Here is a 14676-nt window from a genome sequence, read left to right on the forward strand (position 1 = left end):
GGAGCCCCCATGACCCCACTACTCGCCGCCTTTGACGACGTGCAGATCTCGGCTTTCCAACAAAACCGCCTGCTTTTCTCCTGGCTCAATGACGATCAACAGCGTGCCGCGCTGTACCAGGAATTACTACAAACCCCGCGCGTGCTGCAGTTCACCAGTTGCGCCGACACCAAGATCCACGCCAGCGACGCTGGCGACTCGGTCTACCACCAGCAGGTCTACCTGCTGTCGCAACGCACGCACATCGAACAGGCGCTGACCAACACCGAATGCTTCAGCAACTCGCCCTACCTGGCCCTGGGCAGCGGTACCTTCATGCTGGGCCTGGACAAGGACCAGCCCACACCCGCAACCGACGAGCACAAGGCCCAGCGCCAGTTTGCGATGAGCGCCTTCAAGTACGACGGCCGCACCATCGCCGCGCTATCGGCGCTGGCCTACCAGGCCGCCGCCGTACTGCCGCTGAAAACCCGGGAGTTCGACCTGGCCTATCTGAGCGAACAGGCCGCGCTGCGCTTTGTCGGCTTCCTGTTCGGCTTTGCCCAGTCCGACATAGGCCTGCTGGAGCAGACCATGCGCCTGGCCTACAACGGCATGAGCTACCAGATGTTTGCCCGCCACTTCGTCGCCAACCCTTTCGCCGTGCCCCAGGCCTCGGGCGCGATGGGCATGCTGCTGGTACGCGTCGGCCAGCTGATCGACCAGTACCAGAAAGCCATCGGCAAAAAAGAGCAGGATGAAGTCGCGTCCCTGCAGCAGGAGCTAAAGGACCTGCAGACCTTTGCCTTCCCGCCCCAGGGCGCCCTGCTGCTGAAGGATTTTGAGCCCGTGCTGCCACGGCTGGCGCGCACGGCGGCACAGTACTCGGGCACCGAGCTGGCAGCCATCGTGGTGGGCTCCATCGCCGGCATCATCGGCAATGTGCAGGCCAGCGTCAGCATCGCCATCAGCCAGTTCTTCACGCTCGGCCAAATGCCGCTGGCCCAAGCCGCCGCGTTGCGCGCAGCGCAAAATCCAGCCGATGCGGGTGCGCTCAGCGCGCTGATTTTGGAAGCGCTGCGCCTGCAGCCACCCGCGCCGTTTTTGCCGCGCCGCGTGCTGAAGGACAACCCATTTGGCGATGTGAACGGCGTGCGCATCCCGGCCGGCTCCCTCGTCATCCTGGCGGTGGGCGCAGCCACACGCAACAACGGCCAGCCCCATCCGCACGAGTTCCGCGCCACGGCCACTAAGGACGATCCGCTGATCTTCGGCGGCGATCCCGGCGACCACCTGCACCAATGCCTGGGCAAGTACATCGCGATGCCACTGGTAGCCCAGGTGGTGCAGCAGGTGCTGCTGCTACCCGGCCTGGCGCAGACGCTGGACCCGACCACCGGCGAGCCGAACCGGCTGCAAAAACACTGGGGCTTCAACTGCAGCAGCTTCCCGCTGCAGTTCACTGTGGACAAACGGGTCATCCAGCAGTCGCTCAACGTGGTGATGGAAATCAAGAAGCCGCTGGCCGTACACGCCGAGGCGCTGAAGCAGATCATCGTCTACGGCGCACCGCGCATCGAGCTGCGGCTGCAGCAGGCACGCCATGTGCACTTCGCATTTTTCGAGTTTCTAGAGAACGACAGCAAGCTGGTGCTGCACACCATCTTCGACGGCGACTTCGACGCCTACATCGAACACTTCGCGCTGCAGATCGGCCCGCTGTTCGACCTGCTGTTCGAACACATCGACAACGCGCCGCCGCTCCCAGTGGCGGAATTCCCCAAGGAATTCATCGACGCGATACGCCTGCACAACAAGCAGCCCGCCGGGCGTTATTTCTACAGCGCCTACCCGATGCGCACCGTGGCCGACATCAACGCCAGCCCGGAGGTCCGCTAAATGCCGCACACCGCCCGGCTTGAGAAAGCCCACATCCAGAACATCGTGGTCAACGGCTACGACTTTCACCATAGCCGCTACTTTGTGCACAGCATCACCCAGGTCGATACGGCACGGCAGTTTCTGCGCGCGCTGCTGGACGGTGGCTGGGTCGTCGCGGCCACCGCCTCGCGCGCCGCCGCCGCGCGGCTGAAGGCGGCGCAGCGCTGTCCGGTCGGCATAGGCTTCACCTTCAAAGGCTTGCAGCAGCTGCAACTGCCCTCGGTGTATCTGCGCGCCTTCCAGGACCGCGCGCCGGCCTTTGCCGAGGGTGCCTACCAGCGCGCAGCACACCGCCTGGCCGACACCGGCCCCAGCGCCGCCGAGCTGTGGGATACCAGCTTTCGGCCGAACACGGCGCACATCTTCCTCACCCTGCATGCCGACACCCAGGCCGAGCTGGACCAGGCGCAGACCACACTGCAGCAGTTGGCCGGCGACGCGTTTGCGCCCGAGGGCTGGACGGCGGCCTTCCAGGGTGGCCACCTGAACCACGACCGCAAAAAGCGCCGCATCCACTTCGGCTATCTGGACGGCATCACCAACCCACTGGTCAACGGCCTGCACCCGCATGCCGCCCACTATGCCGAGCTGAAGATTCCGCCCCAATTCCACGCCCCCGGCGAGTTCCTGCTGGGCCATGAAAACGACGAGGGCTATAACCGCTGGCTGCTCAGTACCGAGGACGAGCCGGTGCGCCAGTTCTTTGCCAACGGCAGCTTCTCGGTGTTCCGCAAGATGGCGCAGGACACGGCGGCGTTCGAGTCCTTCGTGGACAAGGCAGCCGGCGATGCCCCCTCGGCCGACTATGTGCGCGCCAAGCTGCTGGGCCGCTGGCACGACGGCCGGGTACTGGACGAAAGCTCACCCAGCCAGCCCGGACCAGACCACACGCCGCAGACAAACGCCGAGTTGAACGACTTCGACTTCTCGGCCGACAAGCAGGGCCTGGGCTGCCCCTTCGGTGCGCACATCAGGCGTATGAACCCGCGAGCCGATCCGGTCGTGCCGTTCCGCCGACGTCCACTGCTGCGCCGTGGCATTCCATACGGCCCGGCAGGTGGTGGGGCCGACAGCGACCGTGGCCTGCTAGGCCTGTTCTTCTGCGCCAGCCTGGAGGACCAGTTCGAGCACCTGGTGTCCGAGTGGGGCAACAAAAATCCGTTTGGCACCGGCATCCAGGGCACAGCCAAGGACCCGCTGATCGGCAACCACGAAGGCGACGGCGGCCAGTACGACATTCCCATGGGCGGCAGCGTCAACAAGCCACTGACCGGCTTCACACCGTTCGTCACCACACGCGGCACGCTGTACACGATGTTCCCCAGCCTGCCGGCGCTGCGGGTACTGGCCGAGCCACCGGCGGGCTGATGCAAGCCAAAGAGGCCGCCAACGCAGGTAGTACCTACGCCAGAAGCTATCAATAAAGTAGCAACCACAAATCTGAAAGCCCCCTCCGTGGGGCTTTCCTGCAATTGGTGAGCAGCTGCGCTATAAAACGCCTTTCGCCCACAGAAAGCTCCCGCCCCATGACCACCACCCTGCCCACCTATTTCATCTCCCATGGCGGCGGCCCCTGGCCCTACATGGAAGAGATGCGCCCCATGATGCGCATCCTGGCCGAATCGCTGGCCGACATGCCGCGCCAGATCGGCGTCACCCCCAAGGCTGTGCTGTGCATTTCGGCCCACTGGGAGGAAAGCGCCTTCACCGCCATGGCCCACCCCCAGCCGCCCATGCTGTACGACTACGGCGGCTTCCCGCCCCATACCTACAAGGTGGTCTACCCCGCGCCCGGCGCGCCGGAAGTGGCCCAGCGCGTAGTGGAGCTCATCGCCGCCGCCGGCCTGCCCGCGCGTCTCGACCCGCATCGCGGCTTTGACCACGGCACGTTTTCGCCCCTGGTGGTGATGTACCCCCAAGCCGATGTGCCGGTGCTGCAGCTGTCGCTGAAAACCGGGCTGGACCCTGCCGTCCACCTGGCGCTGGGCCGGGCCCTGGCGCCGCTGCGCGACGAGGGCGTGCTCATCGTCGGCAGCGGCCTGAGCTACCACAACCTGCGCATGTTCGGCCCGGCGGCCCGGGCGCCGTCCAAAGCCTTTGACGACTGGCTGCAGGACACCGTGGCCGCCGCCCCGGCCGAGCGCGAAGCCCGCCTGCTGGCCTGGGCCAGCGCGCCCTCGGCCCGCCTGGCGCACCCGCGCGAAGAGCATCTGATCCCGCTGATGGTGGCCGTGGGCGCCGCCTTCAATGACCCGGCCACCTGCGTCTACCACGAAGACGCCATGTACGGCGGCGTCACCGCCTCCAGCTTCCGCTTCGACACCAAGGATTAAAAACCCCGTTGACGCAGGTAAAACCTGCGCCAGCAGCTACATATTCAATAGCAAAATGCATTTACGTTCTTTCACCGCAGCTTGCGCCGCCCTACTGTGTGCCGGCGCGGCCCACGCCGTACAGGACTGCGAACTCAACGGCCAATCCGTCAACCCCGACAACGGCAGCACCACCGCCGGCAAGACCGGCATCATGCGCTGCAAGGACCGCGACACCGGCCAGCTGACCCGCGAAGAAGAGCTGCAGAACGGCCGCTCCATGGGCCTGGACCGCTTCTACCAAAACGGCAAACTGCTGCGCGAGCGCCATGTCAACGAGCGCGGCAACAACCACGGCCTGGTACGCGAATTCGCCCCCGACGGCACGGTGCTGCGCGAGTCCACCTACGACAACGGCAGCGAAGTCGGCCTAGTGCGCCGCAACCACCCGACGGGCACTCTGATGCGCGCCACCTACTACGGCACCGGTAACCAGGGCGAACTGGCCTATGCCGAACTGACGCCGCGCGGCCAGCTGCGCGCCCTGCGCTGCGGCGACAAACCGCTGCTGACGCCGCTGGTGGACGACGCCAAGCTCTGCGGCTTCGGCGGCAAACCCGCCCAGGTAGAGATGTTCAACGATACCGGCGTGCTGCAGATGCGCGCCAGCTATGTCAACGGCCAGCGCCAGCGGCTGGAGGACCTGTACCCCAGCGGCAAGCCGGAGCGCGTGGAAGAAACCAAGGACGGCACCCGCTCCGAGCGCCGCTTTGCCGAAGACGGTGTGCTGCGCCGCGAAACCCTGTGGCAGCTGGACGGCAAAACCTCCAGCAAGACCCTGGAGCGCGAATTCTCTGAAAGAGGCAGCCTGGTGCGCGAGCAGAAATGGGCCGAGCGCCGCGCGGTGAGCGACGCCAGCTTCTACCTGAATGGCCAGCCCAAAAGCCGCATGCTGTATAGCCGCGACGGCAACACTAATTACGTGGACGAAACCGACTTCTATGACAGCGGCAAGCCATCCCGCACCGGGCGCTACATCCAGACCGACCGCTACAACCAGACCCCTGTAGGCACCCACCAGTCCTTCAACGCCCAAGGCAAGCTGGTGGGCGAAGCCATCTACGACAGCCGTGGCCGCATCAGCCGCGAACGCGACTGGGACGACGACGGCAAGCTCTTGCACGACGACGAGGTGTTTGAAGACGGCTCGCGCAAGGCCTACGCCAAATAAAAAAGGGCGCTGCACCACGGCAGCACCCTTTTGGCAGATTTATAAAAATCGGCCGCTGGCGCAGATATAACCTACGCCAGTAGCTACATATTTAATAGCAAACCAGCTCAGGCCGTGCGGCCACGCCCGGCCACCAGGGTGTCGCCCAGGCCGACCAGGCCCATGGCCAGACGTCCGACAGCCGCGGCGGCGGAACGCAGGGCCAATGCCAGGTCGCGGCCCGGCTGGACCACGCCACCGCGCCACTGGGCACCGGCACTGGCGGCTTCCTGACGGCCGTCCCAGACCGCCTCGGTCTGTGGCTCCCAGCTGAAGTAGGCAGCCTCCGCCTGACTAGCCTGGGCACCCAGGTACCAGGATTCAACCACCAGGCTCTGGCCCGCTTGAAGCGTCAGGCTATCGCCGGCATGGAGGATGTGGTCACCTAGCACCATGGTGTGGCCGGTGTGCGGGCCGTCCATGGTGGCCCAAATCTTCCCCTGCGCCACACGAAACACGCCAGGCTGACGCGGTTGCAACGTGGTAGCGTGCCCCGCATCCAGCTTCCAGCATTCCGTCAGAGCGGCCGCAGAAAGAGTGGATTGCAATGCAAGGGTGGTAGACATGGTGTACTCCAGATAATGTCGTTTTGGGAATGAATCATCGTTCTTGTCGTTCACGGGGTCCAATGAAATCGGACCGGGTTATTGATTCCCAAACCGCATGAATGGCACACTCCCCCCATGCTCCAACCCCAAACCCATTTACGTACCCGCCCCATCAGCGTGGGCCAGCTACGCGCCTTCACCGCCGTGGCCCGGCACCTGAACTTCCGCGCCGCCTCCGAGGAGCTGGCGCTGACCCAATCGGCCGTCAGCCGGCAGATCCAGGCGCTGGAAGAAGAAGTCGGCGTACCGCTGTTCCTGCGCCACACCCGGGCTGTCGAGCTGACTGGCGCGGGCTCCCAATTGATGCGTAGCGTAACGCACGCGCTGGAGCAGCTGGACAGCACGGTGCGCATGATCCGCCGCAGCGCGGGGCGCAAAAGCGTGGCCGTCAGCACCTGGGCCTCGTTCGCATCCATGTGGCTGATCACCCGGCTGGAGGCCTTCCAGAGCGAATTCCCGGACATCGACATCCGCATCGACGCCACCGACAACCTGATCGACCTGGAAACCGCCGATGTGGACCTGGCACTGCGCTACGCCAAGGCCGACATGGTGCCGCCAGGCGCGGTACGCATGTTTGGCGAACAGCTGACCGCCGTGGCCAGCCCCTGGCTACTGAAAACCGGCCAGCCCTTGGTGCGCGGCGAAGATCTGGCGCATTTCGCACTGATCGAGGCTGGTGACGCACACCGTGCGAACCACCTGGAATGGCTGTCTTGGCGGCGCTGGTTCGAGGTGCACCAGCTGGAGCATATAGAACCCAAACGCTGGATGTTCTTCAACTACGCCCACCAGATCGCCCAAGCCGCGCTCACCGGGCAAGGCATCGCGCTGGCGCGCATGCCACTGATTGCCGACAGCCTGGCCAGTGGCGATCTGGTGGAAATACTGCCGCATATGCGGCTGGACTCGCCCGTGGCCTACTGGATGGTGGTCGGCCCGCGCAGCGCAGACCGGCCCGAGATCAAGGCCTTCTGCGCTTGGCTGCAGCTACAGGCCCTGGCGACCCGCAAAGCCATAGGCGATGGGCCGGACCCGGATACGGTAGATCACTTCGACTGACGCGTGAGCATGCGCCCGGCGCGCTGCAGCACGCCGTCGCTTGCTGCTTCACAGGCCAACCGGCCGTTGACGAAGACCTGTTCGATGCCGATGGAGCGCTCCAGCGGGCTCGCGTAGCTGGCCATGTCCTGCACCCGTGCCGGGTCGAACACCACCACATCGGCAAACCAGCCGGGTTGCAGCTGGCCGCGCTGCTGCAGGCGGAAGTTGCGCGCCGACAGCCCCGTCATCTTGTAGACCGCCTGCTCCAGCGTGAACAGCTCCTGCTCGCGGCAGTAACGGCCCAGCACGCGCGGAAAGGCTCCCCAGAGCCGCGGATGCGGATGCTGGTCGTGCGGCAGGCCGTCGGAGCCGATCATGCTCAGGGGATGGGCCAGCACGCGCTTCACGTCGTCCTCGTGCATCTGGAAGTAGCAGGCGCCGCCGGGCTGCAGGCGCTGGCAGGCGGTTTGCTGGTCTACGCCCCACTCGGCCGCGATATCGGCCAGCAGGCGGCCCACCATCTCGGGGTGCGGGGTCGACCAGCTGAGCAGCACGTCGATCACGCCGTCCACCAGGTCCTCGCGCAGCACGGTGGAGCCGGCCAGGTAGGGGTAGACGTCCATGGCCACTCTCTGCCGTTCGGCCAGCTTCTCGATTAGCGGCAGGGTCTGCAAGGTGCGGCCCCAGTTGGCCGGGCCCGCGCATTTGTGGTGCGAGATGATCAGCGGCACGCCGGCGATGTGGGCTGTGTCGCCGGCCTCGTGCAAGGCCTCGATGATGGCCGCCATCTCGCTGCGCAAATGGGTGGCGTAGACGCCGTCGAACTGCGCCACCACCTGGGCCAGGCGCACCACCTCTTCCATGGGCGCAGCAAATGCTGGCTCGTAGAACAGGCCGCTTGAGAGGCCGGTGGCGCCCTGGGCCATGCACTCGGCCAGCAGCGCGCACATGCGCTCCAGCTCCTCCGCGCTGGCCGGCTGGTCCATGTCGGCCATGCAGGCAAAGCGCAAGGTGGTGTGGCCGATCAGCGAAGCCACATTCACCGCCGGCTGGGCCTGGTCGACCGCCGCGGTATAGGCCTCAAAAGCCGGGTATTTGAACGCGTCATGGCCCAGCAGATTCAGCGGCGGCAGCGGCTGCTGCACCTGGTAGGGCGCGAGCGAAATACCGCAGTTGCCGGTCACCACCGTGGTGATGCCCTGCGACAACTTGGGCCACATGCCGGGCGATTGCAGCACCAGGTTGTCGTCGTGGGTGTGCACGTCGATGAAGCCGGGCGCGATCACGCGGTAGCGGCAATCTATGCGCTGCAGCCCGGGAAGATCTATGGCGAGCTTGGGGCCCATGGCGGCGATGCGGTCGCCCTGCAGCAGCACGTCGCCCAACCAGGCAGGCGCGCCTGTGCCGTCGATGATGCGGCCCTGCTCCAGCAGCACAGCGGCTTGCGTCATGCGCCGTCTCCGGGCTCGGCAGGGTCTACGCCCCAGCTGAGCTGCGGGTGGTGCCGCATATCCACGCCGCGGGTGCTGAGGATTTCATGCACACCACCAAGGCGCTTCACCGCCTGGTCGCCCAGGCGCTGGGCCACCAGCACGGTCAATATTTCAATCACCGTCAGGTGCACTAAGTAGGCCTCGGTGCCGACATGCATCACCGGGTCTTCGGGCACATGGATGCCGAGCACGATGTCGGCATGCTGGGCCAGCAGGCTGTCTTGCTGGGTCAGCGCAATCACCGTGGCGCCCTGGCTGCGCGCCACGTCCACCGCTTCTATCAACGAAGGCATGCGCCCCACGTGCGAGATGGCAAACACCACGCCACCGGGCATCTGCGTGGCGGCAGACACCAGCTGCAGATGCATGTCCAGATAGGCATTCGCCACCAGCCCCAGGCGGAACAGCCGCGCCTGCATGTCGGAGGCCATGAAGCTCGATGTGGCGCCGACGCTGTAGCAATCCACCCGCGTGGCCGCCGCCATGGCGCGGGCCGCGGCTTCCACCGCCTCCACGCTCAGCTGGGCCGGCACGCTGTTGATGGCCGAGGCCGCACCCTTGATGACCTTGGTGATCACCTGGGCCGCATCGTCCTCCAACCGCACCTTGCGGTGCAGCGGCGAGCCGCCAACCGCCATCTCCTGCGCCAGCGCCAGCTTGAATTCACGCAGGCCCGGATAACCGAGGTCACGGCAGGTGCGCATGATGGTGGGCACCGAGCTGCCGGAGCGCTGGGCCAGGGCTTCAAAACTTTCATCGAGCACACGCTCGGGGTCTTGCAGCACCAGGGCCAGCACCTTGCGCCGGCCGGCCGGTGCGCTGACCATCAGGGCCGCGATTTTTTGGAGTACGCCAGAGGACATGCAGGCTTTCAGAAACAGGTCACCAGCGCATCACAGACGCCATAGTCGGCATCGACCACCGGCATCCAGCGCCATTTGTCGAAGGTGGTGCAAGGATGCGAAATCCCCAGCGCCACGCGGTCGCCGACCTGCAGCAGTGCGCTGCCGGCATCCGTCCAGCGCAAATAGGCATGCTGGTCGTTCAGGGCGCTGACGGTCCAGTCGGCAGGTGCCGTGCGGATGCTGCGGCCACCGCGCGGGCTGTAGGCTATCGGTGTGGGCAGATCGAGGTCATAGGACAGGTCGCGCCGCCCCACAGCCAGGATCGCCAGGCCAGGCTCGGGGCAGGACTGCACGCTGGCCCAAACCTCAATCGCCGGATGCAAGCCGTCTTCGCAGCCCAGGCGCTGGTTTACCGCGTTCACCATGCGCTTGTAGAAACCGTGGTCGTGCGTCACATAGCAGCCCGAGCGCAGCAGACCGCGCACCGGGCGCGACAGCGCGGGTTTCAGCTGCTCGGCCACCAGGTCAAAGATGGCCGAGCCGCCGGCCGTGATCAGCACCTCGTCGTCGGCAAACCAGCCTGCCGCGTCACAGACCAGGGCGATGGCGGCGACGCGCTGCATCAACGCATCCGCGTAGGCGCTGTCGGGCTCGGTCTTGCCGCTGGCGCCGCCGCCTTCGTAGCACTCGATGCCGACCAGCCGCGTGGCGCTGCTCTGGTGCAGGCGCTCGGCCAGGGCCAGCGCATCCGCATGGGTACGGCAACCGGTGCGGCCACCGGGCACGCCGATCTCGATCATCACTTCGAACGGGGTGGCTTGCGGGTGGGCGTTGAACCAGGCTTCAATCAATGCCAGCTGGGCCAGCGAATCCACCAAGAAGGCGATGCGCAGGCCGGTGAATTCCTGTTGCAGAGTCTGGATGCCTTGCAGGTCGGAGGCCGTCAGCACCTGGTTGGCGATCAGGCAGCGGCGCGCGCCGGTGGTGGCGCCGGCGCGCACCTGGCCGACGGTGGCAAAGGTCAGGCCCCAGGCACCCGCATCCAGCTGGCGCTGGAACAGCTGCGGCGACATGGTGGTCTTGCCATGCGGCGCCATGCCGACACCGCGCTCGGTGGCAAAGCGCTGCATCCACGACAGGTTGTGCGTGACGGCATCGCGCTTGACGATGGCCAGCGGCAGCGGCAGGTCGCCGTCCAGCACGTTCCAGCCTTGCGCTGCTACGGCAGAGCGGCGCAGCGGAGCCGTGTTCTGCGGAAAGCCTTTGAACGAGGCGTCGAGCTGGGGGTCGAGGATATCTTGCAGAGTCATATTCATTCCATGTTCACCAGGGGTAGATCATCGCGCAGGCAGGCCTTGAAACGGCCCTGCCCCAGGTCTTTGAGTTCAGGGCGCTGCTCGGCGCACAGCGCCATCGCGTGCGGGCAGCGGGTACGGAAGACGCAGCCAGACGGCGGGTCGATCGGGCTGGGGATGTCGCCCTGCAGCGGCACGTGCACGCTCTTGTGCCGCGGGTCGGGCTTGGGCGATGCGGCCAGCAGCGCCTGGGTGTATGGGTGCAGCGGCTGGCTGAACAGATCGGCTGTAGGCGCCACCTCCATCACCCGGCCCAGGTACAGAACCACCACGCGGTCGCACAGGTATTCGACCACGTCCAGATCGTGCGAGATGAACAGCATGGTCAGCGACAGCTTGTCGCGCAGATCACACAGCAGGTTCACCACCTGGGCCTGAATGGACACGTCCAGTGCCGACAGCGGCTCGTCGGCGACGATGAATTCCGGCTCCACCGCCAAGGCACGGGCTACGCCTATGCGCTGGCGCTGGCCACCCGAAAACTCGTGCGGATAACGCGCCGCATGCTCGGGCCGCAGGCCCACGGTTTCCAGCAGCTCGGCGATGCGCGCGGCGCGGGCCTGCTTGCCGGCATGCAGGCCATGCACCTGCAGCGCTTCACCCAGAATGTCGCGGATGCGCATCTTCGGGTTCAGGCTGGCATACGGGTCCTGGAAGATCATCTGCAGCTTGCTACGCAGCGCGCGCATGCGGCTGTCGGACGCCTTGCCCAGGTCTTCGCCGCGGTACAGCACCTGGCCTTGCGTGCTTTCCACCAGGCGCAGCAGGGTCCGGCCTATGGTGCTTTTGCCGGAACCCGACTCGCCCACCAGGCCCAGGGTTTCGCCGCGCTGGATGGCGAAGGACACGTCGTCCACCGCGCGCACCGGACGCGTGCTGGCGCCGAAATACTTGTGCAGGCCGCGCACCTCGATCAGGGCTTCGCTCATGCGGCCTCCTTGTGCTGCATCACGTTGCGCTGCTCTATCGGCAGCACACAGCGGGCCCAGCGGCCCGGGCCTTCGGCATTCAGCACCGGCATGGCCTGCTGGCACAACGGCAGCGCCAGATCGCAGCGCGGTGCGAATGCGCAGCCGGGTGGCGGTGATAAGGGGCTGGAGACCTGGCCGCGGATCGCGTACAGGCGGCGTTTACCATCTGCGTTCAGCGCGCGCTTGCGCTGCTGCGCGGGCAGGCAGGCCAGCAGGCCCTGGGTGTAGGGATGGCGCGGCTGGGCGAACAGCTCGACCACTGGCGCGGCCTCGACGATGCGCCCGGCGTACATCACCGCCACCTCGTCGGCATGGTGGGCCACCACGCCGAGGTTGTGGGTGATGAACAGAATGCCCATGCCGGTCTCGGCCTGCAGGCGCCGCATCAGCGCCAGGATCTGCGCCTGGATGGTCACGTCCAGTGCGGTGGTGGGCTCGTCGGCGATCAGCAGGGTCGGGTTGCAAGCCATGGCCAGGGCGATCATCACACGCTGGCGCATGCCGCCTGAGAGCTGGTGCGGGTACTCCTTGACGCGCTGGGCGGCGGCCGGGATCTCCACCAATTCCAGCATGCGCTGGGCGTGGGCCATGGCGGCGGCGGCGTCCAGGCCCAGGTGCAGGCGGGCCGATTCTGCTATCTGCTCGCCGACGGTGAACACCGGGTTCAGGCTGGTCATCGGCTCCTGGAAGATCATCGCAATCTCGTTGCCGCGGATGGCGCGCATCTGCGACTCGGGCAGCTGCAGCAAGTCCACCGTGCGGCCGTCGCGCTGGGTGAACAGCGCCTCGCCGCTGACCTGGGTGCTGGCAGTGCGTGACAGCAGGCGCATCAGGGTCAGGCTGGTGACGGACTTGCCCGAACCAGACTCGCCTACCAGCGCGGTGGTGCGACCCGGATGGATCTGGAAGCTGACGTCGGCCACCGAGCGGATCAGGCCTTCGTCGGTATCAAAGAAAGTGCTGAGATGGCGTACATCCAGCCGTGTGTGGCTGGGAGTCGGGGGGGTCGTGGGGATAGACATAGTTTTATAGGGACTTCTTTAGCCGGGGGTCCAGCAGGTCGCGCACGCCGTCGCCCAACAACTGCAGCGACAGCGCCGTCAGGATGATGGCCAGGCCAGGGAACAGCACGATCCACAGCGCCTGCTGCGCGTACTGCTGGCTGCCTGCGACCATCGTGCCCCAGGTCGGAATCTCGGGCGGTACGCCGACACCCAGGAAGGACAAGGCGGCTTCGGCCAGGATGGCGTAGGCGAAGATGAACGAAGTCTGCACCAGGATCGGCGACATCAGGTTCGGCAGGATGTGGCGCCACAGAATGCGCCCGGTGGACACGCCCAGCGCGCGCGCAGCCTCGACAAACAGCAGCTCGCGCACCACCAGGGTCGATGCCCGCACCACCCGCGCCACACGCGGCGTGTAGACCAGCACCAGGGCCAGCACCACGTTCAGCATCGACGGGCCGAGGATCGCCACCAGCGCGATTGCCAGCAGGATGTCGGGGAAGGACATCATCGCGTCCACGACGCGCATCACCGGCGCATCCAGCTTGCGGAAGAAGCCGGCCAGCAGACCGAACAAAGTACCAAAAGCGATAGCACCTCCCGCAGTCAGTGCGGCGATGGTGAGCGAATACCGCCCGCCAAATGCGATACGGGCGAACAGGTCGCGGCCGAGCTCGTCGGTACCCAGGATGTGCTCCATCGTCGGCTTGGACAGGCGTTGGCTGACCGCGGTGTCGTTCGGGTCAAACGGCGTCAGCACGCTGGCAAAAATGGCCACGATGACGACCAGCAGCAAGCAGATGGCGGCCGCCAGCACGATGCGGCGGCGGAATAGTTTTTGCAGAACGTGGGGGATTTTCATAACGGAACAAGCTCAATACTTCACGCGTGGATCGACCAGCATGTAGAGCAGATCGACCAGGAAATTGATGACCACGTAGATCACGGCGATCACCAGCAGAGCGCCCTGGATGACCGGATAGTCGCGGCGCAGCACGGCGTTCACCACCAGGTTGCCGACGCCGGGCAGGCCGAACACGGTCTCGGTCACCACCGCGCCGCCGATCATCAGGGCCGTGGTCAGACCGAGCACGGTGACGATGGGCACCAGGGCATTGCGCAGCGCATGCTTGAGGATGACGACCTTCTCGGTCAGACCCTTGGCGCGGGCGGTGCGCACATAGTCTTCTTCCAGCACGTCGAGCATGGACGCGCGGGTGAAGCGGATGATCAGCGCCGAGTTCAATACGCCGAGCACGGTGGCCGGCAGCACCAGATAGTGCAGACGCTCGCCCAGCGTCGCGCCCGGATCGCCATAGCCGGACACCGGAAACCAGCCCAGCGCCACGGCAAAAATCTGCATCAGCACCAGGCCCAGCCAGAAGCTGGGAATGCTGGCGCCGAGCATGGCCAGCCCGGTCACCACCTGATCGATCCACTTGCCGCGGTACACAGCAGAAACGATGCCGCTGGGTACGCCGATCAGCGCGGCAATGGCCACCGCCAGAAGTGCCAACAAGGTGGTGGGCTCGGCCCGCTCCCACAGCGCCTGGGTCACAGGGCGCTGCAAGAAGATGGACTGGCCCAGGTTGCCATGCGCCAGTTCTTTCAGCCAGTAGCCGAACTGCACGACCAGGGGCTGGTCCAGCCCGTATTCGCGCTGCACGCGGACAATGTCTTCGGCCGTGGCCTGGTCGCCCAGCAGCACCGAGATCGGGTCGCCGGACGCGGCCCGCGTGAGGATGAACACCAGTACCGCTACCAGCGCCATCACCACCAGCATGCCCGCGATGCGGGAGGCAATATAGCGATACACAGAATCTCTCCTCAAGCAAACCAGCCGCAGCAGCGAAA

The 14676-nt window shown here is 65.8% G+C and carries 13 protein-coding genes; 5 read left to right on the forward strand and 8 right to left on the reverse strand.

Annotated elements, in window-relative coordinates; translation table 11 throughout:
• Window positions 1–9 precede the first annotated feature (9 nt).
• The 4 genes from AC07O2_RS00895 (at window position 10) to AC07O2_RS00910 (ending at window position 5463) form a co-directional block, all read left to right on the forward strand.
• A complete protein-coding gene (locus AC07O2_RS00895) occupies window positions 10–1878 on the forward strand; it encodes a cytochrome P450 (RefSeq protein ID WP_495073856.1) in 1869 nt (622 codons plus the stop codon).
• On the forward strand, window positions 1879–3288 hold the full coding sequence (locus AC07O2_RS00900; RefSeq protein ID WP_495073857.1) for a hypothetical protein: 1410 nt from the start codon (window positions 1879–1881) through the stop codon (window positions 3286–3288).
• 158 nt (window positions 3289–3446) lie between these two features.
• Window positions 3447–4253 (forward strand): DODA-type extradiol aromatic ring-opening family dioxygenase, encoded by an 807-nt coding sequence (locus AC07O2_RS00905; protein WP_495073858.1) that lies wholly within the window; start codon window positions 3447–3449, stop codon window positions 4251–4253.
• A gap of 55 nt (window positions 4254–4308) precedes the next feature.
• A complete protein-coding gene (locus AC07O2_RS00910) occupies window positions 4309–5463 on the forward strand; it encodes a toxin-antitoxin system YwqK family antitoxin (protein WP_495073859.1) in 1155 nt (384 codons plus the stop codon).
• Between the two features lie 107 nt (window positions 5464–5570).
• Here the strand turns inward: AC07O2_RS00910 and AC07O2_RS00915 are convergent, their stop codons facing one another.
• Window positions 5571–6068, reverse strand: coding sequence for a DUF2917 domain-containing protein (locus AC07O2_RS00915; protein WP_495073860.1), 498 nt, complete (start codon window positions 6066–6068; stop codon window positions 5571–5573).
• 117 nt (window positions 6069–6185) lie between these two features.
• On the opposite strand from AC07O2_RS00915, the gene AC07O2_RS00920 reads away from it, so the two are divergent.
• A complete protein-coding gene (locus AC07O2_RS00920; RefSeq protein WP_495073861.1) occupies window positions 6186–7172 on the forward strand; it encodes a LysR substrate-binding domain-containing protein in 987 nt (328 codons plus the stop codon).
• Here AC07O2_RS00920 and AC07O2_RS00925 read toward each other — a convergent pair.
• The 7 genes from AC07O2_RS00925 to AC07O2_RS00955 are packed head-to-tail and all read right to left on the reverse strand — an operon-like array spanning window position 7160 to window position 14638.
• A complete protein-coding gene (locus AC07O2_RS00925) occupies window positions 7160–8605 on the reverse strand; it encodes an N-acyl-D-amino-acid deacylase family protein (protein WP_495073862.1) in 1446 nt (481 codons plus the stop codon). The genes AC07O2_RS00920 and AC07O2_RS00925 overlap by 13 nt on opposite strands.
• The gene (locus AC07O2_RS00930) at window positions 8602–9510 is read right to left on the reverse strand and encodes a MurR/RpiR family transcriptional regulator (RefSeq protein ID WP_495073863.1); all 909 of its coding nucleotides are present in this window, start codon (window positions 9508–9510) and stop codon (window positions 8602–8604) included. Before AC07O2_RS00930 ends, AC07O2_RS00925 begins: the two co-directional genes overlap by 4 nt.
• 8 nt (window positions 9511–9518) lie before the next feature.
• Window positions 9519–10802, reverse strand: a complete 1284-nt coding sequence (locus AC07O2_RS00935) for an amino acid deaminase (RefSeq protein WP_495073864.1) — start codon at window positions 10800–10802, stop codon at window positions 9519–9521.
• A gap of 2 nt (window positions 10803–10804) precedes the next feature.
• Entirely contained in the window at window positions 10805–11776 is a 972-nt protein-coding gene (locus AC07O2_RS00940) for an ABC transporter ATP-binding protein (RefSeq protein ID WP_495073865.1), read from the reverse strand.
• Window positions 11773–12840: an ABC transporter ATP-binding protein gene (locus tag AC07O2_RS00945; protein WP_495073866.1), complete on the reverse strand. Its 1068-nt coding sequence runs from the start codon at window positions 12838–12840 to the stop codon at window positions 11773–11775. Before AC07O2_RS00945 ends, AC07O2_RS00940 begins: the two co-directional genes overlap by 4 nt.
• Window positions 12841–12844: 4 nt before the next feature.
• Entirely contained in the window at window positions 12845–13684 is an 840-nt protein-coding gene (locus AC07O2_RS00950; RefSeq protein WP_495073867.1) for an ABC transporter permease, read from the reverse strand.
• Between the two features lie 12 nt (window positions 13685–13696).
• A complete protein-coding gene (locus AC07O2_RS00955) occupies window positions 13697–14638 on the reverse strand; it encodes an ABC transporter permease (RefSeq protein WP_495073868.1) in 942 nt (313 codons plus the stop codon).
• Window positions 14639–14676 lie beyond the last annotated feature (38 nt).

This window comes from Rhodoferax sp. GW821-FHT10B06 (assembly GCF_059415605.1).